General features: G+C 40.8%; 30 protein-coding genes and 3 pseudogenes. 11 read left to right on the forward strand and 22 right to left on the reverse strand.

All coding sequences use genetic code 11. From position 1 onward, the window contains the following. Window positions 1-114: 114 nt before the first annotated feature. Window positions 115-549 carry an N-acetylmuramoyl-L-alanine amidase gene (locus AAAT87_RS12595; RefSeq protein ID WP_349226597.1) on the forward strand — a complete coding sequence of 145 codons (435 nt, stop codon included), beginning with the start codon at window positions 115-117 and terminating at the stop codon, window positions 547-549. 191 nt (window positions 550-740) lie between these two features. Here AAAT87_RS12595 and AAAT87_RS12600 read toward each other — a convergent pair whose 3' ends face one another. From AAAT87_RS12600 to AAAT87_RS12625, 7 genes and pseudogenes are all read right to left on the reverse strand, one after another. Then, window positions 741-935: a hypothetical protein gene (locus AAAT87_RS12600; RefSeq protein WP_117588040.1), complete on the reverse strand. Its 195-nt coding sequence runs from the start codon at window positions 933-935 to the stop codon at window positions 741-743. Window positions 936-1,277: 342 nt separating this feature from the next. Next, a pseudogene (locus AAAT87_RS12605) lies at window positions 1,278-1,451 on the reverse strand (dTDP-glucose 4,6-dehydratase); the annotation flags it as partial. Window positions 1,452-1,464: 13 nt separating this feature from the next. Beyond that, complete coding sequence (locus AAAT87_RS12610; protein ID WP_349226598.1) at window positions 1,465-1,761, reverse strand: PIN domain-containing protein; 297 nt, start codon at window positions 1,759-1,761, stop codon at window positions 1,465-1,467. Next, window positions 1,694-1,927 carry a DUF8507 family protein gene (locus AAAT87_RS12615; protein WP_487250787.1) on the reverse strand — a complete coding sequence of 78 codons (234 nt, stop codon included), beginning with the start codon at window positions 1,925-1,927 and terminating at the stop codon, window positions 1,694-1,696. Before AAAT87_RS12615 ends, AAAT87_RS12610 begins: the two co-directional genes overlap by 68 nt. Window positions 1,928-2,138: 211 nt before the next feature. Continuing rightward, entirely contained in the window at window positions 2,139-2,405 is a 267-nt protein-coding gene (locus AAAT87_RS15575; RefSeq protein ID WP_431997314.1) for an FRG domain-containing protein, read from the reverse strand. A 180-nt stretch (window positions 2,406-2,585) separates the two neighbouring features. After that, window positions 2,586-2,705, reverse strand: a pseudogene (locus AAAT87_RS12620) (glycosyl transferase); the annotation flags it as partial. 2 nt (window positions 2,706-2,707) lie between these two features. After that, on the reverse strand, window positions 2,708-4,543 hold the full coding sequence (locus tag AAAT87_RS12625) for a hypothetical protein (protein WP_302229544.1): 1,836 nt from the start codon (window positions 4,541-4,543) through the stop codon (window positions 2,708-2,710). Between the two features lie 153 nt (window positions 4,544-4,696). Here AAAT87_RS12625 and AAAT87_RS12630 point away from each other — a divergent pair, with 153 nt between their 5' ends. Both AAAT87_RS12630 and AAAT87_RS12635 read left to right on the forward strand, forming a co-directional pair. Further along, window positions 4,697-4,846, forward strand: coding sequence for a DUF4372 domain-containing protein (locus tag AAAT87_RS12630; RefSeq protein ID WP_302229543.1), 150 nt, complete (start codon window positions 4,697-4,699; stop codon window positions 4,844-4,846). Window positions 4,847-4,903: 57 nt separating this feature from the next. Next, a pseudogene (locus AAAT87_RS12635) lies at window positions 4,904-5,176 on the forward strand (IS4 family transposase); the annotation flags it as partial. A gap of 41 nt (window positions 5,177-5,217) precedes the next feature. Here AAAT87_RS12635 and AAAT87_RS12640 read toward each other — a convergent pair. Next, window positions 5,218-6,693 (reverse strand): hypothetical protein, encoded by a 1,476-nt coding sequence (locus AAAT87_RS12640; protein ID WP_349226600.1) that lies wholly within the window; start codon window positions 6,691-6,693, stop codon window positions 5,218-5,220. A 389-nt stretch (window positions 6,694-7,082) separates the two neighbouring features. Between AAAT87_RS12640 and AAAT87_RS12645 the strand changes: the two genes are divergently transcribed. Continuing rightward, complete coding sequence (locus AAAT87_RS12645; protein WP_349226601.1) at window positions 7,083-7,298, forward strand: hypothetical protein; 216 nt, start codon at window positions 7,083-7,085, stop codon at window positions 7,296-7,298. 52 nt (window positions 7,299-7,350) lie between these two features. Here the strand turns inward: AAAT87_RS12645 and AAAT87_RS12650 are convergent, their stop codons facing one another. From AAAT87_RS12650 to AAAT87_RS12690, 9 genes are all read right to left on the reverse strand, one after another. Continuing rightward, window positions 7,351-7,521, reverse strand: a complete 171-nt coding sequence (locus AAAT87_RS12650) for a hypothetical protein (RefSeq protein ID WP_349226602.1) — start codon at window positions 7,519-7,521, stop codon at window positions 7,351-7,353. A gap of 131 nt (window positions 7,522-7,652) precedes the next feature. After that, window positions 7,653-8,618 (reverse strand): leucine-rich repeat domain-containing protein, encoded by a 966-nt coding sequence (locus AAAT87_RS12655; RefSeq protein WP_349226603.1) that lies wholly within the window; start codon window positions 8,616-8,618, stop codon window positions 7,653-7,655. 841 nt (window positions 8,619-9,459) lie between these two features. Next, a complete protein-coding gene (locus tag AAAT87_RS12660) occupies window positions 9,460-9,735 on the reverse strand; it encodes a type II toxin-antitoxin system RelE/ParE family toxin (protein ID WP_118255596.1) in 276 nt (91 codons plus the stop codon). After that, entirely contained in the window at window positions 9,732-9,935 is a 204-nt protein-coding gene (locus tag AAAT87_RS12665) for a hypothetical protein (protein WP_006849455.1), read from the reverse strand. The genes AAAT87_RS12660 and AAAT87_RS12665 overlap by 4 nt, the downstream gene beginning before the upstream one ends. A 392-nt stretch (window positions 9,936-10,327) precedes the next feature. Then, window positions 10,328-10,618 (reverse strand): hypothetical protein, encoded by a 291-nt coding sequence (locus AAAT87_RS12670; RefSeq protein WP_349226604.1) that lies wholly within the window; start codon window positions 10,616-10,618, stop codon window positions 10,328-10,330. After that, window positions 10,611-11,183 (reverse strand): hypothetical protein, encoded by a 573-nt coding sequence (locus AAAT87_RS12675; RefSeq protein WP_349226605.1) that lies wholly within the window; start codon window positions 11,181-11,183, stop codon window positions 10,611-10,613. Before AAAT87_RS12675 ends, AAAT87_RS12670 begins: the two co-directional genes overlap by 8 nt. After that, on the reverse strand, window positions 11,165-11,782 hold the full coding sequence (locus tag AAAT87_RS12680; RefSeq protein WP_349226606.1) for a hypothetical protein: 618 nt from the start codon (window positions 11,780-11,782) through the stop codon (window positions 11,165-11,167). The genes AAAT87_RS12675 and AAAT87_RS12680 overlap by 19 nt, the downstream gene beginning before the upstream one ends. 6 nt (window positions 11,783-11,788) lie before the next feature. Continuing rightward, window positions 11,789-12,313 carry a dCTP deaminase gene (gene dcd, locus AAAT87_RS12685; RefSeq protein WP_349226607.1) on the reverse strand — a complete coding sequence of 175 codons (525 nt, stop codon included), beginning with the start codon at window positions 12,311-12,313 and terminating at the stop codon, window positions 11,789-11,791. Next, the gene (locus tag AAAT87_RS12690; RefSeq protein WP_349226608.1) at window positions 12,310-12,948 is read right to left on the reverse strand and encodes a dCTP deaminase domain-containing protein; all 639 of its coding nucleotides are present in this window, start codon (window positions 12,946-12,948) and stop codon (window positions 12,310-12,312) included. Before AAAT87_RS12690 ends, dcd begins: the two co-directional genes overlap by 4 nt. A 223-nt stretch (window positions 12,949-13,171) precedes the next feature. On the opposite strand from AAAT87_RS12690, the gene AAAT87_RS12695 reads away from it, so the two are divergent. Together AAAT87_RS12695 and AAAT87_RS15580 are read left to right on the forward strand one after the other, a co-directional pair. Further along, the gene (locus AAAT87_RS12695; protein ID WP_349226609.1) at window positions 13,172-13,372 is read left to right on the forward strand and encodes a hypothetical protein; all 201 of its coding nucleotides are present in this window, start codon (window positions 13,172-13,174) and stop codon (window positions 13,370-13,372) included. After that, on the forward strand, window positions 13,369-13,473 hold the full coding sequence (locus AAAT87_RS15580; RefSeq protein ID WP_431997316.1) for an ATP-binding protein: 105 nt from the start codon (window positions 13,369-13,371) through the stop codon (window positions 13,471-13,473). Before AAAT87_RS12695 ends, AAAT87_RS15580 begins: the two co-directional genes overlap by 4 nt. A 110-nt stretch (window positions 13,474-13,583) precedes the next feature. On the opposite strand, the gene AAAT87_RS12705 is transcribed toward AAAT87_RS15580, so the two are convergent. The 5 genes from AAAT87_RS12705 to AAAT87_RS12725 all read right to left on the reverse strand — a co-directional run bounded on the left by AAAT87_RS12705 (window position 13,584) and on the right by AAAT87_RS12725 (window position 17,056). Continuing rightward, window positions 13,584-13,739: a hypothetical protein gene (locus AAAT87_RS12705; protein WP_194252750.1), complete on the reverse strand. Its 156-nt coding sequence runs from the start codon at window positions 13,737-13,739 to the stop codon at window positions 13,584-13,586. Between the two features lie 392 nt (window positions 13,740-14,131). Beyond that, a complete protein-coding gene (locus AAAT87_RS12710) occupies window positions 14,132-14,494 on the reverse strand; it encodes a hypothetical protein (protein ID WP_428848572.1) in 363 nt (120 codons plus the stop codon). An 89-nt stretch (window positions 14,495-14,583) separates the two neighbouring features. Beyond that, window positions 14,584-15,078 carry a hypothetical protein gene (locus AAAT87_RS12715; protein ID WP_349226610.1) on the reverse strand — a complete coding sequence of 165 codons (495 nt, stop codon included), beginning with the start codon at window positions 15,076-15,078 and terminating at the stop codon, window positions 14,584-14,586. Then, window positions 15,078-15,860 carry a hypothetical protein gene (locus tag AAAT87_RS12720; RefSeq protein WP_349226611.1) on the reverse strand — a complete coding sequence of 261 codons (783 nt, stop codon included), beginning with the start codon at window positions 15,858-15,860 and terminating at the stop codon, window positions 15,078-15,080. Before AAAT87_RS12720 ends, AAAT87_RS12715 begins: the two co-directional genes overlap by 1 nt. Before the next feature lie 710 nt (window positions 15,861-16,570). Further along, complete coding sequence (locus tag AAAT87_RS12725; protein ID WP_349226612.1) at window positions 16,571-17,056, reverse strand: hypothetical protein; 486 nt, start codon at window positions 17,054-17,056, stop codon at window positions 16,571-16,573. 425 nt (window positions 17,057-17,481) lie between these two features. On the opposite strand from AAAT87_RS12725, the gene AAAT87_RS12730 reads away from it, so the two are divergent. From AAAT87_RS12730 to AAAT87_RS12745, 5 genes are all read left to right on the forward strand, one after another. Further along, a complete protein-coding gene (locus tag AAAT87_RS12730) occupies window positions 17,482-19,758 on the forward strand; it encodes a VapE domain-containing protein (protein ID WP_349226613.1) in 2,277 nt (758 codons plus the stop codon). A 245-nt stretch (window positions 19,759-20,003) separates the two neighbouring features. Continuing rightward, window positions 20,004-20,213, forward strand: coding sequence for a DUF4248 domain-containing protein (locus tag AAAT87_RS12735; protein ID WP_117661212.1), 210 nt, complete (start codon window positions 20,004-20,006; stop codon window positions 20,211-20,213). 194 nt (window positions 20,214-20,407) lie between these two features. After that, window positions 20,408-20,989 carry an HU family DNA-binding protein gene (locus AAAT87_RS12740; RefSeq protein WP_349226614.1) on the forward strand — a complete coding sequence of 194 codons (582 nt, stop codon included), beginning with the start codon at window positions 20,408-20,410 and terminating at the stop codon, window positions 20,987-20,989. Between the two features lie 212 nt (window positions 20,990-21,201). Continuing rightward, window positions 21,202-21,291, forward strand: coding sequence for a smalltalk protein (locus tag AAAT87_RS15585; RefSeq protein ID WP_293499721.1), 90 nt, complete (start codon window positions 21,202-21,204; stop codon window positions 21,289-21,291). A 27-nt stretch (window positions 21,292-21,318) separates the two neighbouring features. After that, a partial coding sequence (locus AAAT87_RS12745; protein ID WP_349226615.1) for an N-acetylmuramoyl-L-alanine amidase occupies window positions 21,319-21,629 on the forward strand: 311 nt, incomplete at its 3' end.

Raw genomic sequence — 21,629 nt, forward strand, 5'->3', positions numbered from 1 at the left:
AAGGATGAAGAAAATCAGCAAAATCAAGTTTATGCTTTATTAACGAGAAGTTTTCTATAGGGGTGCTGAGTAGTTACCTGCAAGTGATATATTCTTAATAATCCAAAGAAAGCCATGAAGAATCCAAGAAAAATCGATCTGATTGTGGTACATTGCAGTGCCACACGTGTTAACCAGGACTTCCCTATAGAAGCCCTGGAAGCCTGCCACAAGGCACGTGGTTTCCACTCCATCGGTTACCACTATTACATTACGAAGGATGGCATGGTCTATCCCTGCCGTCCAGAAACCGAGGTGGGGGCTCATGCCCGCCACTACAACGCCCATAGCATCGGAATCTGCTACGAAGGTGGTCTCGATGAGAAAGGCAAGCCTGCCGACACTCGCACTCCAGCCCAGAAGGATTCTCTGGAAGACCTCCTCTACAGTCTCGCCCTCGACTATCCCGATGCCGAGATCCTAGGTCATCGCGACCTCCCCTGGGTTCGCAAGAGCTGTCCTAGCTTTAATGTCAAGGAATGGCTGAAGGAAATCGACTTCCACATATAATTCCCCGTACTCTTCTCATACTTTCATTTTCACTCCCCAATCTTATGTCCCGCATAAGGTTGGGGATATAAGTTTCTTGAAGCATTTGGAATTAAAGCAGCCTTGATGCTGTCGTTAGCCAGAGTAAAGGCACAGACTATTTCATGAAAGAATCAAGCTCATTTTTTGTCGTAACACGATAAAGCGAGCAATTACTTTGCAAAAGGACTCTTTCCTCCATGCGCTTTCAAATTAGCAGTTGAACGAACCAATATTTTCTCCACATCAGCAAATGACATTCGCAAAGCCTTTCTTTGCGGATTACGTTCATTCTCCTCTGCCTCACGAACAAATCGTTCAGCGGTCTCACCTGTCAAAACAGGAATACTTCTTATCTCTAATGCCATAACCTTTCATTTTAAATGATTAATATTATGTTGCAAAATTATGCATTTTCTGCGAAACCACCAAGAAAATCACAAGAAATCTGCAAGTTATCAGCAAATTACCACGAAATCAACCGTAAACTATAAACTATTAACTGTAAACTATAAACTGCTATTCCCAGGCGGTCCCAGCCCGCAAAACCTGGCGAGACCTTTGATTGGTCCGCCAACCTTAGAACGTAGCGGTTCCGAGCACCGGAGGGCGGTTACATCCTCTCTCTTCGGGCAAGAGAGAGGCTTGGTGAGAGATGTGGAGCCTTCTTTAATGGTAAAGAAGGACGGGATGATTTTAGGAAAAAGACATTATCTATCCTTATACATATTCTCATAATACTTCTGATACTCCCCAGAAGTAACATGATCCATCCATTCCTGGTTATCGAGATACCACTTCACGGTTTCCTCGATACCCTCCTCAAACTGGAGAGATGGCTCCCAACCCAATTCCTTCTGTAACTTTCTAGAGTCGATGGCATACTAGCACATAACCCTATATCCACTTATCCAAATAACATTTAAAATCCTCTATACCTATAACCTCCACTTTAGGAAAAGGAATATTTTCCAGGACCTTAAAGTGCTTATCTTCTGTAACAATACACTTTGCATTTGCAGCAATGGCACAATCTACAAACTTATTGTCATCTTTATCTGCCTCAATTAAAGCAAAAGTATAATGAGGATCTTTGCGAATTACATTGGGTCTAGTCAATATAGCATTATAATGTAGGTTTATTGTATGGAGTACGTTCATGGAGATGCCGGAAACTCTCGATACGTTCTTCATTCAGGGTTCCTTCATTCCACATCCTATCTAATTCAGCATCAGCCATCTGAACAAAATAATCGGAAATTACCTTATTCAAATCTCGCAAAGCCTCAGGAGTCTTGATAAATGACAGCATATCGAGGATTTGCAATTGAGCTTGATTCATTGTTGCTACCTGTGCCATAATAATTCATTTTATTAATATCTAACCGCAAAAGTACACTTTTTCCTCGAAACCACCAAGAAAATCGAAAGAAATCTGCAACTCATCAACAAATTACCACAAAAATCTGTAAACAATAAACTATTAACTGTAAACTATAGCCTGCTATTCCCCGACGGTCCCATCCCGCACAATCTGGCGAGACCTTTGTAAGTATCTTAAACACCTAACGCTAAATACACCAGATAGAAAAATTATCATAAAAGGAATTATCCATTGTCATAAAAAGAGCTACATACATGGACTGGGAAAAGTCTAATAGTCTAGTTGGAGCACCAAAATGTTGCATGATAGACAACCATTCAATCAATTCACCATTCTTAGGAATTAGATTTTTCTCATAACTAGGAAATTTCCATTTAAACTCTTTGATCATTTCAGACTCGTAGATATAATAAAGAGCTTTGTCACGTGAAGGTGTTGGATGATGGTTTTCTATTACCTTTCAAGCGAAGTCCTTAACGACCATTCAGAATTAGCTTGTCCACGAAATATAAAATTAGACATAAATTTCTGATTTAACAGAAACAAATCATTCCACTCTTGTATCTTCGTTTCTATAAAAGCACGTTTTAATTCCATAATATAAGGAAGCCTATTATTAATAGTGTAAAAAGGATCTGACAACCTCCACTACATGATATTCAAATTCTGGATTTTTTGACTTCGCAATATTGATGGCAACACGTTCTGCTCCACCAATGTCAATATGAGATATAATATTAAAGACTTTTATCATATTTAATGTATTGCATTTATAGTTATAGCTTTTCCAGAATAATCAAATACCTCGCTTACGATATGTCGTAAAACAGGATGATTCAGTTTATACACCAAGGGATGTTCGTCCAACTTATTAGTTCCTTTTATATATGTAAGATGATCAGCATCATTAGTTATTGGTATCGCCATATAAAAAATTTCATTTACTGAGACGCCGTTATCCTCAGCAAATTTCAATTTCTGTTTGGTTGTCTTGCATTTTGTTCCTTTAAGAAATTCTACTTGATTATTCTGGCTTAATGAATCATATACAGTTTTCTCAATTCTAATTCTCAAAGCCGTTGCTACGGCATAAGGATCATATGATTTATCTCCACTAACGTATTTGTTCACTTCTTCTATGAGGACTTGTAAGAAAGGCATACCTTTCCCCCATGAAGTCTGCAAGTTTTGTTCATGCCTTGCAAGCAAATCTGCTTCAATATTCATTATAGATGGGTTATAATGCAAAAAACAGGCAGAAATATTATTATAAAGGACAGTATCAGCAGCATTGTTTTTATCCAACTTTTGACGTAAGGCTAAAAACGATGTCATTTGTGGCGTTGCCTTTGCTGAAATATCGCTTAAATACAAGACATTTAAAACTTTCTCACTAAAAACTGCACTACGAAAATGTGCTGGATCCAAGTGCGTAAATAGAACAACAAAAATATTAGCCTTGCTCTCTTTCATAAATTTAGAAAGAAAATATTGTGCTGCAATGTAGTTGGCATCGTCCAAATAATCAAAGACTTCATCTATGACCAGCAAATAGTTTTTGGTCTCATTTACAGAACGATAAAATTTCTTCAGTCTGCAATAAAAAGAAAGTAAGTCTCTTTGACCGTTAGATATAGAGTCAGCTAACGGATACTCCACAACAACCTTATTGCCCGTTTCTTGTGCTGCAATATTTCTACCAGTTGTGTCCAAGTATCTCAACTCTTGGTTAAATTGTTTCCACTCGTTATCAAACTTAGCCCTTTTTACTGCTTGATTATAAGCATCCCTATTGTGGTTATATAAGTGTAATAGCTGAAAGAAAAATAAGAAGTAGTCTAATTTTGTAAGATTAGGGTACACGTTCCCAATTAGAGAAACATATTGTGTATAGTAAGGTTCTTCTTCTATTTCTGAGAAATAAGAATTGTCTATCATTCTCCTCAATTGTTCTTTCGTACCATCTAAGCTATTAATATTGTCTATTACAGCGTTGACCATGTTCATTCGCATCTGAGCAGAATACTTGTTGAAAATGTCTCTCATGTTCCCGATACACTCAATAAAATGGGAGTCACCAAGGTTGTTGTTTATCGTTGTTATTAATTTTGAGTTCTTTCCAAATGAACTTTTTATATCGGTTGTATTTACCTTAATTTCATTTTTATTAGGAGTAGTTGCTTGCATTTCTATTTTTTCAATAGCCATTTGACCTATTGCATTCAACCCTCCACCCGGAATATAATAAGATTTGGTATCTGCGATTAGTGGACTATTAATGACATAAGGCGTAACTACCGATTTTATATTATTTACAGTATCATCACAGATCAAAGTGTTCCCATCTATAGTTATAGAGACCAGAGGGTGTAAGTTCTCGTCATAAGGATTATGCCTATGCTTTTCCTTTAGTTCAATACGCACATTCTCAACATATTGCAAAGCAACAGCTAAAGAAGACTTACCTGTACCATTAGGGGCAACCACTAAGTTGATTTTGTTCGACTTAATTGGAGTTTGGGACAAGTTCCAATCCAAGCCTGGGTCACCATAGCCTTTTATATTTTTTATTTTTATGTTTGTTATATCCATAACAATTTTCTTTTCAGTATTTTACACTCACTAGTGTCCAATAAAACAGGGCAATTCGATCTTTGAAATAGTTGAATTATAGTCTTTTATGCAGCATTTTGCAATGAAACGGACTTGATTTTGTAACTTTGCAGCCAAAAAGAATTGGCTACTATGTTTCAAGACAAATATGTTTTCGCTCAACTTACTGCATTTCTGAATAGAACTCAGTTCAACAACTACGTACGCAAGTATGATGGCAACCGCTATGTGAAGCACTTCACTTGCTGGAACCTGCTTCTAGCAATGATGTTCGGTCAATAGAGCAATCGTGAGAGTTTACGTGACTTGAAGCAATTATGTAAAACTTCTCATAACCTTTTCAAATGGCTAAAGCAGCATCTTAAGATAAAGAGATTCTGGGGCGCAACGAAGAATGCTGTACGCATACAGATTAGTGTTGCCATTATCACTTATTGTCTCGTGGCTATTGTTCACCATGATATGCAATTGAAACGCTCGACATATGAAGTTTTGCAGATTCTAAGCATCTCATTGACGGACAAAACCCACCTGAGAGATTTATTTGATAAGACTATTTTCAACGATGTCAAAGAACTCGAATATCCCCTTTTTAAGGGACTATTTGATTAATTAACGTGTCCAATTTTATTGGACACTAATGAAGTCTTCTATTAAATATCCTTCAATATTTTAATTGCTTCCATTATTTCTCCTTTCTTTAATAGCAAAAGAGATTCGTAAACCGATTTTACTCTAGGCTGATTTCTATAAGGTGCTATCTTTTTCAAATCCTCATCTATCCATGAATTCTTTCTTGCACAACTACATTTTATATTTGAATCAACCTGCTTCACCACGCCTACTATAGCTTTCTGAATCTCTGGAAGTATTTTAATTATTGCTTCCGAGTTTTGAATCTCTACCAATGGACTATTAGAATATAAATATTTAATTGCCCGAATATAATTATCCTTTTTCAAATGAACAAAGGAAGACCGCTTTTCTTGAGTATAGGTATTAGAAGCAATCAAAGACTCCATAACATTTCTGATATTTACCACGGTGTCAGGAAGTTCCATATTAAAGTATGGCTTAGTAATATACTGCTCCCAATATGATCCTTTGCGATCTCTATAACCATAAACCCTATCAATGATAGAATGACATATAATATTCATTCTGGATAAGGCTATATTTCTTTCCAAAGGTATCGTTGAATTAAAATAGACCTTTAAGATACTACACAAATCTATGGAAAAATAAGAAATAGCCAACATTGCCTCGGACGATCTAAGCAGTTCTTTACAATCGCTTAAATCAACGTTATATTTTCTGCTAATTTCCTTAAACATAAGAGGATACTTATGTAACATATCTTTGCAATTTTCAAAAGAACTAGCCTGTGCTTCTATGTTCTTGGTGATTGCAAAATTTATTTCATTGATTTTATCATGCCAGACTAACTGGTCCACTATATTTAATTCTGGAAGCAAAGGTTGAATTTTGAGAATTTCTGTACGATAAGGCTTAAACAAATAATAATTAAGCAATTCGACCAAACAATCTATCATTTTATGATATATAGGACTAAACTGATAATACCTTTCTTGCTCTTTCTCTATAGTTATTTCATCAAGTTTCAATAATTCCTGCGGGTTACCATTTTTATCTATTTGGTAATGCATGGCTAAGCACCTTTCATCTTTATCTGTTATGGCATTATCTCCATACTCTTTTAGAGCACAAGTAATTTCGTCTAACATTTCATCGAAAGTATCAGTATTCTTTTCTTTAGAATATAACTTGATGAATTGTCCCCATAAACTATGATTGTGTTTTGTAAATCCCCATAAAGCTTTATATCCCTCTATGATATAGGCATTAACATATTTCAAATTAGCTTTCTGTTCTTTCTCATTCATAGCAAGTAAAGCTCCTCTCAAAGAAACGATATAAATTGAATAGAAATAGTTCAAAAACAATTCCAAAGACACAATTTGTTGGCACAACTGTTTTTTGTTAGCATCAATTGTGCACTCATCGCTTGTCACATAATGAAAAAGAGCATAATATTTTGGTAGAATTTCACTTGATTGTTCCAAGATTATTGAACCCAAATTCCACATACATAAACTTTTTGATTCCATACTATCTTGAATATTTGAATTAAACTTATTGTTCCTGGTAATAAAGGTACTCACTTTTTTAAAAAGAGATATAGGAACTTACAGATAGCTATATCTTTTAGCATAACTTACAGCTATATGACACACAAGCTTTCCCCAGGCGGTCCCATCCCGCACAACCTGGTGAGACCTTTGATGGTCCGCCAACCTTATAGCGTAGCGGTTCTGAGCACCGGAGGGCGGTTACATCCTCTCGTCCCTGAGGGAAGAGAGGCTTAGTGAGAAAGGTGGAGCCTTCCTTAAGGGTAAGGAAGGACGGGTAGGTTTTCGAAAAAACTCCTTTTGGCTAAAGGGAGGCAGAGGATTTAAAAAGTGTATACCCTCCAATCACCCCATAACATACCAACGGTATGAGAAAGGCAATCGCCATACTGCCCGTAGTATCCGCAATATACCCCATGATTACTGGAGCAACCGCTCCACCCACTATCGTCATGATAAGCAACGAAGAGGCCAATTTGGTCTTTGTACCCGTATCCCTCAATGCCAGCGAGAAGATAGTCGGCAACTTGATCCTTGACAGGACTAGTGCCACAGAAAGCACAAAGATACCCACCAGTGCATAAGGGATGGCAATGTTGACACCCGAGAACAGAAGCTGTCCGCCAACCAGCAGTCCTACAATCCATTGAGCGACTGCGACAGGTTGATTCTGCTCTCCGCCTTGTCAGGATGTCCCAGTACCGTAGTATAAGGATTCGCACTCGTTTCCAGACAGGTCAGTCCGCATCCTATCACAAACAGCGACAAAACGAAGAAGTAAATGCCCAATAAAAGTTTCCTCCCCATTACTAAATTCTTTTCCACCTAAAGTGCATTGATTCCTATGGATAATATAGAACCATCTTTCTTGCTTAATGCTTTCTAAATCATATTTTTATGCGTTCCCATTATCATATTGTCTTAATGTTAAGATCAAACTATTCGACCTCTATTATTCTCTGAATTTCATCCATCAATTTAAGAAATACTCTTTCTTGTGCAGGTTTTTCCATTTCCGCCAAAGTTTCCTCAGGCTTATTTACTGCTTGGAATGCTGACAATTCTGATTTTAAAAAGAAACTCGGTTCTACCAATAAACACAACACATTAGTATTCTCAGCTTCAGCCTTCCTTAAAATCGGTGGAAGTTCATTGTTTTCAATAAAATCAGAAGCAAGAAAGTCTGTAGATACCAAAAGTATTGCAATGTTAGCATCATCCAATGCCTTTTTTATCTCTTCTTTCCAGTGTTGTCCAGCATGAATTTTCTTGTCAGACCATTCTTCAAAACCTCCTATATACTTTTTCAGCACACTCAAATGAGTCATCAATCTATTGTGGAATATTTCATCAGCATGAGAATAGCTGATAAATATTTTCTTCTTATCTTTATGCATAATAATCTTTTTATTTTCAGTTTCATTCTTTAGAAGTTGCATAGAGGGTATTACAACCTTCTTATCATCCTCAATTACCAGTTCATCAACATACGACACAGGATTATCTACAATATCCAATTTTGTGATACCGCTTATTAAACTTTCATCAAGATGTTCAATTTTATTCTTACTAAGAATGAGTGTAGTAATCTTCGAGTCAAGTATTTGTTTGGGTAAATGCTTGATTTGGTTACCATGCAGATTCAAAATCTTCAACTTGGGCAGTTTAAATAAGGCGCCTTGTAATACCTTTAAATTATTAAAAGCCAAATCTAAGGTTCGAAGTTTTTTGAGTTTCAATATTTCTTGAGGAATTACCTCTATCCTATTGTAACTTAAATCGAGCTTTTCTAGATTTGCATACTGATATACATTATCAGGTATTGTCTTTAGATTTTTATGGGATAAATTAAGTTTTGTAACTTGCTTTATCGTTTTTCCTTTAATTTTTATTGGATATTCCATAATATTTATGTATCTTTGCACCCATAGTCGGACTATGGGGGTAGCGACTTAAAATAAGTGATGTTCAGAGTGCACTCCTGCGGGAGGTCAATCTGATTAATATCTTGAATGGAGTCTAAGCGTAGAGGAAGAACCTCTAATAGACGGGGAAGGAGAACTTCAACGGCTTGCTTAGAATCCCTTTAATTCATCGCAGCTTCGGCATCCCACGTTTTTCGCTAGCGAATTTGTGTTCTATCATACAAAAGAACACATACAGCATTCTGAGGTCGTTCGATTTGAACGACCTCATTTGTTTTCTTTTATCTCGACATAGCACTCCTCCATTTTCTCTAGCATTTTTGGCACGATGAAGAGTTCTTTCACACTCTTTCTGCCAGTCTCGCCATTCAGCGACACCCAGGAACAGTAAAGGTGACAGCAGGAGTACCACAATAGCTTCAGTCATGACCAATCCAAACGCCTCGTCCTTAATAACAGATGAAAAAAATCAGTATTACATAATTCCATTATAACAAGCCGTAGTAAGACCAACACAAGCGGTCTCCACCTTTAGCAAGGCGGCCCCAGCCCGCATAACATGGCGCAGACCTTTGATGGTCCGCCAACCTTAGAGCGTAGCGGTTCTGAGCACCGAGTAGGGCGGTTACATCCTCTCGTCCCTGAGGGAAGAGAGGCTTGGTGAGAAAGGTGGAGCCTTCCTTAAGGGTAAGGAAGGTTTCTGTCCCCTAGAAGGGGAACCGAAGGGGTCGAAAAGACTATTGAAGGTAGGTTTTCGAATCTACTTCATGAACTCCGCTTGAATGAATTACGGCACTTTCCATGCCATTTTCATTTGTTTCTAGAAAACATCACTATGAGAACCAGTATTAGTCATCACTAAAACCAGCTCATCATTATATTGTTTCCATATCAACAACCAATCTGGCATAATATGACATTCCCAACTTCCCGCATATTGCCCAGATAGTTTATGCGGCTTATATTCAGGAGGTAATTTTCCGGTCTCTTCTAGTAATCGAATTACCTTCTTTAGCTTTTCCATTGGAAGATTACGTTTTTTACAACGCTTTACATCCTTTTCAAAGCGACTGGTAGCTATGATTCTGTATTTCATATTCCCAACTTTTCAAACATATCATCAGCACTTTCATACTCCGTCACTCTACCATGACGAATATCATCCATAGCTTCTTCTATCCCTGACATGCTTTTCTGATGATTAGGAACAATCACAACGCCTTTCATTGCCTCAAGAACTTTCTTGAGTCCAGCCATAACACTATTATCTTCCACTTGTATAGTTAATGTTGCCATAACCTATAATTTTAAACGTTAAACTTTTCCGCAAAAATAAGCTTTTTTATTGAAACCACCAAGAAAAAAGCCGAAAATCTGCAAGCTATCAGCAAATTACGCAATGCGCCAGCCGACAAACACTCGCAACTCAGTTGCGTCAAACAATCGCAATTTTATTGCGTAAGCACTCCCAGCCAGCCCCTTGCGGGCACAGGCTCCGCTGGCTGACCAAAACCCTGGCGGCGCTATAGAAGAGTCAGCTACATCCTCTCGTTCCTGAGGTTTCTGTCCCCTAGAAGGGGAACCGAAGGGGGCGAAAAGACTATTGAAGGTAGGTTTTCGAAAAACTCCTTTTTGCTAAAGAGGAACGTAGCGATTCGATAACGCATACGTTCCAATCGGTACCACTGTCAGCCTATACATTGATACAAATCAAAAATATCATTCTTTCTATCAATATAGGCTATCACATCTCTTCCCTTGTCGCCGGCACCTCCAACACGATACACCTGCTGATATTCTTCAGAGTTAACGCAGCAATATGCCCACGCTGCCACCACATCTTCATAAGTGTCTTCATCCATTGCCCGTAATCTTTCTAATGGAACGATATTAGGATCAATACGCTCTTCATTGGAAAGCATATTTGAACTATCAGCCTTAGGCTTCTCTAATGGATGAATTTCAAATGATTCAACCATAGTAACTATTTTTTGTTATCACAGATATTCCGCCACCTGCATAGGCAGCCTTAATGGCGAAAAGCATATCTTCAATTTTCACAGAATTCACCCCAAGTCTTCTTGGACCTGGATCTAGATAATGTAACTCATCTTTAGATTTTGATAGATATACCCCATCATGCCCGACCCCTATATTGCGAGTTTCTTTATATAGGTAACCATAATCAAAAAAGAATATAACATCCGAATCACATGGTATAGCATCCAATACTGATTCAAAGTTCAATTCGCTCAATTCTGATGCTTTTATGAAAGTTTCTCGAAGAGCAATATTGTTCTCCGAGAAAAAAGTATTAAAACCATTGGCATCTAGATGAAGCCCATACTCCCGAATATCATCAGAAACCTTTAAGTTTTTGAAAGTTTTTGAAAGTTGAGCATATTCATCTACAGGAACTGTCAAGCCAAAATAATCAGCAATCATCACTTGATTAAAAACGTATCCATGCTTCAACAAGATACTTTCCAATATTGCAGTAACACAGCAATAAGGTTCAGAGGCAACTATTTTGTAATCTCGCATACACCAATCAATTTGCAATATAGCTGAGACCAGGTCTCCATGTTGCTATAATATTTTGCCAGATCAGATATAGCAACCCATTCACCTGTCATTTTTTCAGTTTCGTTAATTTCAATATGATTATTAGATACTGTTATATGATAAAGTACCCCTAGGTGCACTTTTCCAACCTCAGACAAATCATCATTAATGAAACCGACAGGTTTCATGTCAACGATGTCACAACCTTCCCCAAGTTTTACTTCCTCATGCATTTCTCTTTCCAGTTCATGATGTAGATAGTCTGTATTAATTTTGTCTCCATAGGGATTCATATGACCACCAACACCAAGAGAGCATTTGTTATGGAGTCTTGCTTCCGTTTGCTTATTTAACCTTCTAAACATATAAACTTCATTACCATGACAAATCACAGCATATGGAATAATTTGTTTATAAGATGGATCCTCTTCCAAAATATTACGTGGACGAAAAACACCATGAAGCAACAACTTATCCATGATATCTGCATCCAAAGCTTTGATTACACCTTTTTCCTGATAATTCAAGATATTCCATACATTTTCTGTTGGTATGGCTAAAATTTGTTCTGTATTCATTATTTATTAATTTTTATTTTGATTACTTATAGTAGGTATCATTGAGTTATTATATTTTCCATTATATGAGGCTGTTTTAGAAGAAACCTGAAATATAAACAATTGAGCTACGGGAACACCAGGATGTAATTTTACAGCCATATTTCCCATATTGCATATTTCATAAGTGATTCTGCCTTCGAAACCAGGTTCTATCTGTCCATCACAGCAATGTACAGAAACAAACAAGCGGGCTAACGAACCTTTTGTTTGAAGAAACCCCATATAACCTCTAGGCATCTTAACTTTTTCTTCAGAACATGCCAAAATAGCCTGGCCGGGCTTTAACACATAATTATCTTCTATATCAACGATTACCTTATACTTATCTGGAATAGTTGCCCCATAAGTTATTGTTTCACCTTCGGGTATATCAAAACGAAATATCCGTTTATTCAGAGATAAAGTGATAGAAAACTCATCTAACATAGTAGAAGGAGCTATTCCTTTTTGCTCTGCTAAAGCTTTTAAATTTTCTGAAACTATGATCATATCACCTTTATTACAAATTCTTTAATTTTATCAATAAGCTGCATAAACCACCAAATACTTACAGGCAAAGAAATCAAAGACAACCAATTTTTCTTAATCCATATACGAACAGCTCTCCATTTGCCAACAGCAGTATCCATCGGCTGTGTTCTTTCCATTGAAGCATACAAAGGAGCAGATAGAGTATAAGCTGTATCTATAAAGAATACTGTACAAAATGGCTCATTTGGTTTTAAAATAACAGAACTCTTACCTCCATTATAGAAACAGATTTTCAAGTGACCATCAAAACCGGGATCTATTTTGCCAGAGGCGACCATACATCCCTGGTAGATATATTTACCTTTTCCTGTAACTAAACCAAAAACATTAAATGGAGTACGAATATGTTCTTTTGTATATACAACAACAGACACTCCTGGTTTCACTTTTATACCATTTTCATCTAAGGCATATTTTTTTCCCACATTAGGACGATAGCATTCTGCTCCTATTGTAAGATCACATGAAATGGGAGAAAGATGTTCAGATAAAGGCTTAGGCGATATGTATATCAAACTTTCTGGCGAAAGTTTACTTTTCTCGCAGATAGCATTATTATCTGAACATCTATTTAATAAATCTACTACAGCCATAATATTATATTTTAGTTTGACTTTTCTTAATGTGACAGTATCGGCGAATCGGTACCACTGTAGCGCATGAATCGGTACCATCATAGCACTGCATTCGGTACCATCGTATCACTTGAATCGGTACCATCATAGCGCATCAATCGGTACCAAAAAGATGTTAAGTTCTGCTCATGTATAATAATCACCGCCTATCTTTGCAGAAGAATTTTAAAGAAAGACCGCCATGTATCTAAAAATCAGCAAGCTTAGATATACGGCACTCTTAGAGGATGTCATCTGTGGAACAGACCGCAACTTCACCAAGGATGACCTTGCCGCCATTGCCGACTGTGCCTTTATACGCAGGCATGAGAACTTGCTCATGAAAGAAAGTCCGTCATTATCGCCTCACAGCTTCCCATTGCCAAATGGTATGATTACATAGGTGATCCTACCTTGGCAGATGCCATTATGGACCGTTTGGTGGCAAATGCAAGTAAAATAGAGTTAAAAGGCGATTCTATGCGCCAGAAATTGAAAAAATAGATTACCTCTGCAAATTGAAAAGCAGAACTGAAATCTTGGTACCGCTTGCAGTGATAGCATGGTACCGATTACACCGCTACGCGTGGTACCGATACAGCGCTATCGTCACTTTAAAATTTTGCTTTGGCCAAAATAGCCTTCATCTCAGCACGTTGCTTTGAGAAATCTATGCTACCACGCTTCTTCAAAGTTTCTTCAGCTCTTTCTCTAAAAGCTAAAGCCTCATCACCTGTCAGCATTGGGATACCACTAATTGCTAATGCCATAATCTTATCTCCTATTATTTAGTTTATATAACTTGCCGCAAAAGTACGCTTTTTTATTGAAACCACCAAGAAAAAAGCCGAAAATCTGCAAGCTATCAGCAAATTACGCAATGCGCTAGCCGACAAACACTCGCAACTCTGTTGCGTAAGCACTCCCAGCCAGCCCTTTAGGGCACAGGCTCCGCTGGCTGACCAAAACCCTGGCGGCGCTATAGCAGAGCCAGCTACATCCTCTCGTCCCTGAGGGTTTCTGTCCCCTACAAGGGGAACCGAAGGGGTCGTAAAGACTATTGAAGAGAGGCTTGGTGAGAAAGGTGGAGCTCTCCTTGCAGGAGAGACGGAGAGGTAGAAAAAGCTCCTTTTGGCAAAGGGAGATGGTGGGATTCGAAAATCTACTTCATGAACTTCGCTTGAATGAACTGCGGCACCTTCCATGCCATTTTCATCAGCTTCGTCAATATCACGGGCTTGAAGCCATATCCGGTATATACCCTGATATCCTCATCCCACATTTTCTTGCGCTTGGCAGAATCAGTACTCATACCACCCATTCTCATGAGAGCAATCACATCACCCGTCGCCATCCTGATACCCTTGTTGATAGCCTCATACATACCATGGTCTGGTTCAGAGATAAACTTCACCTGATTCTCATGACCTGCGATAGCCGCACGGATAGCTACAGCAGATAGGTTCCCCCATGACCATGCTATAACAGAAACGGATGACGGAGATAGAAGTAAATTCAGATGCAAAGGTAAATACTTAATGTGTAAAAACCTTACGCTGCAATGATGATATACACAATTAAAAACTAATTTTATGAAACAAGATAACTTGTTGTCTAGTCTTCGAAGTTTAATTCTCCAAAGAATTGATAGTGAGGTATAGTTATGTCAATAAAGCTAAAAGACAAATTACCCTCAGCATTCTTTATCATATCATAAACTTTCTTACATTCCACATCTGCTGTACCATAGAAATTGATATCAGACTCTACGTCTGCCTGTGCGAACATTTTAGTATCATTAGGAACAACAGCCCTAGGAGTAATGGTAGCACCACGCCTTTTCTTTTCCGCATAAACCTCAGCTATCATCTTGCCTGCCCTCTGAGCATGATCGAAGTTAAAAGGAACTATGAGCATATTTTTGAGAGGAAGTTCATTCACTTCCCCTCTCACACAATATTCAGCAATAGCTATCGTACTAATCTTGATGATGAAATCATGCTCTAGAAAATATCTAAAATATCCCAAGGCATTATGATGTAAAGGATCATCCTCATTCAGTAACCGAATAAAGAAGCTTGTATCCAAAAGTACACAATTCTGTTCCATTAGGCAATTCCTCCCCTTACATTATTCAACCACTCATCAGCATTGATACCCCTCCATTTAGGAGTGGCCTTATGAATCAAGCCCATAAGATAATCTTCATCAAACTTCGGCTGATAATCCAATAACTCCACCAAAGATAAAGTAGATTTATCTATGTCGCCCGTAAGAATATTCTTCTTGGCACGAACACGCACGCCAAACTTCTTATAAAGAGGATTTCCCTGGTAACCTGCCAAATATTCCTTATCTGTACGAATGGTCAAAGAACCAGCATCCTTTGTATCCAAATGGATGTTAGCCTTATCTTTACCACCAGCATCAGTCAAAGTCCCATAATAATAGCACTCTATATCCACCAAGATATTCTCACGACGAACATAATGAGTAGTAGGAGTTATTTTAAAAATGCGATCTGGCTTGTCGGAAGTCCCAATCTCTATATTATAATTATGGCGCAAGGCAAAAGACTGTAGGTTTTCTATAGCTTGCGCACTTGCCACCTCCAACTTATCAATATACCCATTCTCCTCTTCTATTACACCTAGCATAGAAGAGACCAAGAGTACATTTTGCATGGAAGTTCTAAAGATATTTACGACAGAACCAGCCTTCATTTCATAGGAAATCGTTGGGCGATCCTTTCGTTTTTTCTTGTCTGGATACAACAAATTCTCCACTTCATCGAGCAGAAAACGAATTTGCCCGATGTCAAAATTGGCAGGAGAAAGAGGTTCATCCCCATTCTTGCCAATAATTCTTAGTGAAATTTCATTCTTATCCATTTTGGTGCAAATATAATATATTTAATTCAATAACTAGTTAAAAGTCCTTTCTTTTTAGGATAATTTATCTTTTGAATAAAGCTAAAGCCTCATCACCTGTCAGCATTGGGATACCACTAATTGCTAATGCCATAATCTTATCTCCTATGATTTAGTTTATATAACTTGCCGCCAAAGTACGCTTTTTTATTGAAACCACCAAGAAAATCACAAGAAATCTGTAAGTTATCAGCAAATTACTACAAAATCAACTGTAAACTATAAACTGCTATTCCCAGGCGGTCCCAGCCCGCAAAACCTGGCGAGACCTTTGATTGGTCCGCCAACCTTATAGCGTAGCGGTTCTGAGCACCGGAGGGCGGTTACATCCCTAATCCCTATGGTAGGGATTTAGGGCTTGGGTATAGGGTAAGGACCCTCCCGCTGGGGAGGGACAGGTGGGGCAAATATAGCACCGGAGGGCGGTTACATCCTCTCGTCCCTGAGGTTTCTGTCCCCTAGAAGGGGAACCGAAGGGGTCGTAAAGACTATTGAAGAGAGGCTTGGTGAGAGATGTGGAGCCTTCTTTAATGGTAAAGAAGGTTTCTGTCCCCTGTAAGGGGAACCGAAAGGGTCTTAAAGACTATTGAAGGATGATTTTAGTAAAAAACTCCACAAGGAGTCAAAAATTCGTGAAATTCGAGAGATTCGTGTTCAAAAATCTACATCTATTATTGTTTTCCAATCTCATCCTGGGCCTTCTTCAAGGCGCGGATTCTTAACTCCTTCTCTACTCGCTTCTTCACCTCCTTCTCTATCTCGTCCTCAATAATCTGGTTGAGAGGACGGGAGAATGGATGCCAACCGTAATCGGCGTTCTCCTTCGTGTGACAGAACAACACCGTATCAATTTCCAACAATGCCTCCAGGCGATCCTCCTCGCTATCATAATGGGTGAAAATCCAATTGGTGAAACGAACAAACTCGGAGAGCAACATATGCTCGCCCTTGTTCAAATGAGTGAAGAAAGTGCGGTTCAGGTGAAACTTTTTCTTGATGTCACTCTTCTTCAACACCCAGGCACGCATGTCTTCGGTCAACTCATGATAAGCCGCCTTCTCTGAATAAATGTGCTTGGCAGCCTTCACCAACTGGTTTGAAAACTTGTCGAAACGCTGCTCGGCAGTCTTCGACGAAATCTCAGCCGCGAGCTTCAACTTCTCAGCGGCAGAAAGCAGGAATTTCTTTTTTCCATTGTTCCTTTTTAAATAAAATTAATAATTAAATTATTTATTTTTACCACAATGTGGTAATTTTCGATTTCCTATATCGCCCTTTTGTCGTAACTTTGCCGACAGTTACCGATTGGTGAACAGCGGGGTGAACACTTGCCCCAAGCATTCACCTTTTCGGCTCCGGGGTGAACCCTAGTAAAAAGAACTTTGTATATACAGCGCATGCTAGAAATATAAAGAGTCTCTATTACAATGGGTTACGGGGTGTTTTTAACACATTATTAACGCTAAAGGTTGGCATCGGGGTTCACCCTTCACCGACTTCATCGCCAAGTGTTCACCCACACTCTTAGTTAGAGAACGTTGCAAACAAGAAAATAGTATAAACAACTAATAATTTGATTAATATGGAAGAAGAATCAAACACCAACTGCATGGAAGAGACAGCTACGATGCCATCGTACTTCCCTTGCATCAAATCTTCGGAGAGCCATCCACTCGCCGATTGGTTGTATCTCAAGAGCGTGATTACCTCTAGCCCTGAGCTTCGAATGATGACCGAGACCTACTGCAAGCGTCTCGCCATCAGCAAGCAGTTTGCCGACCAGTACAAGCCTGAGATGCCTGCCATCACGGTTTCGGCGCTCATGGACGGCTACGGCAGACAACTTGCCAACTTCCTCAAACCGACCTACATGTTCCAGCTCGACTTCGACCATGTGAAGAAGGAAGATATGGAGCATCTTATCCAACTGGTGAGAGGCGACAACCATACGATGGTAGAGTATATCACCGTGAGCGGCAGGGGATTCAGAGTGTTCTGCGCCTACCGTCCTGTGGATGATGACGACATCAGCGTACTGGAACTCTTCGATGCCGTGCTGCAGAAGGCGATGGCTTACTACACCCAGCTCCTGGGTATCGCTCCCGACAAGCAGTGTATAGATATCACCCGATGCGCCGGTCTTGCCTACGACCCGGATGCCTATTTCCGTTGGGATGCCGAGCCTTTTGCCTTGGGACCGAAGGACCTGAAGCCCCTCTATATGAAGAAGGCGTTGCAGGCGAAGTATTCTGTCAGGCGAAACGCCAAGGGCGGCAAACGAACCATCAAGGTGAAAGAGGAGGAGAAGTCAAGCGACCAGGGTGCGCCTACCATCGAGGAGGCGGCTTCCCACATCAAGGAACTGCTCGACTTGTGGGGCTACCGATTCGAGCCTGAGCATCACAACGCGTACGTGTGGCACTTTGCCGACATCTGCATCTACTATGGCATCCCGCTGGAAGAAGTCCAGTCCTACGCCGACCGTGAGTTTGGCTCCAGCTACCAGGATACGGCTTCCGTCGTCAAGTCTCGCTACAAGCATCTGCACAAGTTTGGCATCTGGCATTTCTATCGCCAGGGCGAGGGCCGCAGCGGCAAACCATCAGTAAGGCGCATCAAGCAGTGGCTACTCACCCACTATCTGTTCCGCCGAAACGTGCTGACGGGATTTTACGAGGTGGAGAGCCGCATCGTTTTAGACGGCAAGTATCCTGACTGGGTCCGCATCGACGACAACATCGAGAACTCCATCTGGAGCGAGATGGACGAGTCGGGACAGCATCTCTCGGAGAAGACCTTGCACAACATCATCAACAGCGACTTCAGCGAGCCGTTTGACCCCTTGGTCGATTACCTGCGCAGTCTGCCGAAATGGAAGAAGGGAGTGGATCCCGACTACATCGACCAGCTCGCCGACCGCATCGAGGTGGAGAACCTGCCCGACAACGAGCATACGCAGAGCCTCTTCCGCTATTTCTTCAAGAAGTGGCTGGTGGCGATGGTAGTGGCGTGGGTAACGCTGAAGGTGGTGAACCAGATGATACTCATCTTCGTGGGCAAGGGCGGCATCTTCAAGACCACGTTCTTCCTGATGCTGTTGCCCCCACAGTTGCGCCAGTACTTCCTCAACGACTCGACGGGAGCCTACACCGACAAGGACTTCATGGAGGCTTTCAGCAGCAAGGCTCTGCTCTGTCTCGACGAGTTTGAGATGGTATTCGGCAAGAACCTGAGCGCCTTCAAGAGCAACATGACCAAGGTGACATTCTCCATCCGCCGACCTTACGACAAGTACCGTTCGGAGATGCCCCACCGTGGATCGCTCTGCGGTACCACCAACAACCAGCAGTTCATCACCGACGAAGAGAACCGCCGCTACTGTCCTTGGCTGGTAAAGAGCATCGAGAGTCCGATAGACCACCCGATAGACTACGACCACGTGTTTGCCGAGGCAGTGGCACTGGGTCAGGAAGTGATGAGCCACCCTAAGGGCGAGCCCCTGGAGTGGACATTCTGGTTGACGAGGGACGACATCGAACTGATGCGCAGCCACAACCGCCTCTTCATGGTAGCCAACTATGCCGAGGAGCAGATACTCCGTTTCTACCGGGTACCGGAGCCAGATACGCCGCTACAGTTTATCAAGTTCCGCTACAGTGCCGAGATACTGGAGAGGATAGGTGTGAACCCTGCCCTTCGCCAGAACCTGAGCAACCAGAACATCGGTAACGTGATGAAGCGTCTTGGATTCAAGAAGATTCACAAGAAGAACGGCAACGGCTGGGCTGTGATAGAGAAGGAAGGTAGCGAAATCAACAATGATTCCTTCATCGATCCTAGCGATACCATGGAGGATTAAGTATCTTGGTTACGACAGCTAAGTATCTTGGTTACGATAGCTAAGTATCATAGTTACGACAGCTAAGTATCATAGTTACGACAGCTAAGTATCATACTTATGGATGGTATCCGTGTGGGAAAAATTCAACATTCAACATTTAACATTCAACATTCAACATTCAACATTCAACATTTAACATTCAACATTCAACATTCAACATTTAACATTCAACATTCAACATTTAACATTCAACATTATAAAAAATGGATTTACGAAGTTACACCAAGCAGGAGTTAGCCCTGCTCTATTTTCCGGATTCCGACCCGGACGTGGCAAGAGCCCATCTGATGAGATGGATAGTAAGATGCACCCAGCTCTATGAGCAGTTGCTGAAGAGTGGATACACCAAGAACAGCAAGGAGTTCAATCCCCTGCAAGTATCCTATATTTTCTTCCATTTGGGAGAGCCCTGATATTTATCAGTGATAATCGTTGAGTATCGTGGAGCAACATTGAGCATCGGTGAGTTGGGAATGAGAAATGTTGTATCTTTGCAATGTGATTCAGAAAGAGACATAAAACCAGGCACTGCGCAGCGCCCATTCAACATTCAACATTCAACATTCAACATTCAACATTCAACATTCAACATTCAAAATTAACTATTATGTTGCTTTACGTACTAAAACTAAATCAGAACGCCAAGATGCCAGAGGCATACGGCAAGTACTACGCCTATCCAGTCATCACGCAGACGGTAGGTACCGACGGCCTGGCCGGACACATGGCTAGCCACAACACTCCTTTCTCCAAGGGAGCCATCAAGGGCATGATTACCGATATGGTATCGTGCATCAAGGAACTCACCTTGCAGGGTATCGCTGTGAAGATCGACGACCTCGCCATCTTCTCCATCGGCATCCGCAACAAGGAGGGAGCTGCCTCGGAGAAGGAGTTCACCATCGCCAAGAACATCGACGGTTTCCGTCTCCGTGCTCGTGGCACCGGTGAGTTCAGCGCCAAGACCATCAACCTCGCTGCTACGCTGAAGAAGGCCACTGCTCTGTTAGGGGATGGCACCACCCCAGATACCGACAAGGGAACCACGGGTGGCGACAACACCAGCCAAGGTGGTAGCGGAACCACTGGTGGAGACAACACCGACCAGGGCGGTAGCGGAACCACTGGAGGTGACAACACCAGCCAAGGCGGTAGCGGAACCACAGGAGACGAGAATGTAAGCTTGTAGTAAGCCTAGCCTCCTGGCATCTGAAACAAGAGAAAGCGCATCGGCAGGATGCAGTCCGGAGTAATCCGAGGGCACATCAGGAATGAGTTCATCGCTCAACATTCAACATTGTCAATTCATCGCCCTGAACGGATGCTTGCTCATCCTGCCCGCTTCCTTCTTGGCTCACAGAAAATTCAACATTCAACAATCAACATTCAAAATTAATCATCATGAAAGTAAACTGGAAATCCGTCATCAATTTCGTCATCACTGTCCTCACCGCCGTCCTCAGCTCCTTCTGCATGCAAAGCTGCAAGTGATATATTCTTAATAATCCAAAGAAAGCCATGAAGAATCCAAGAAAAATCGATCTGATTGTGGTACATTGCAGTGCCACACGTGTAAACCAGGACTTCCCGGTAGAAGCCTTGGAAGCCTGCCACAAGGCCCGTGGTTTCCACTCCATCGGTTACCACTATTACATTACGAAGGATGGTATGGTCTATCCCTGCCGTCCAGAAACCGAGGTGGGGGCTCATGCCCGCCACTACAACGCCCATAGCATCGGAATCTGCTACGAGGGTGGTCTCGATGAGAAAGGCAAGCCTGCCGACACTCGCACTCCAGCCCAGAAGGATTCTCTGGAAGACCTCCTCTA

This window comes from Segatella sinensis (assembly GCF_040095255.1).
Taxonomy (GTDB): Bacteria; Bacteroidota; Bacteroidia; order Bacteroidales; family Bacteroidaceae; genus Prevotella; species Prevotella sinensis.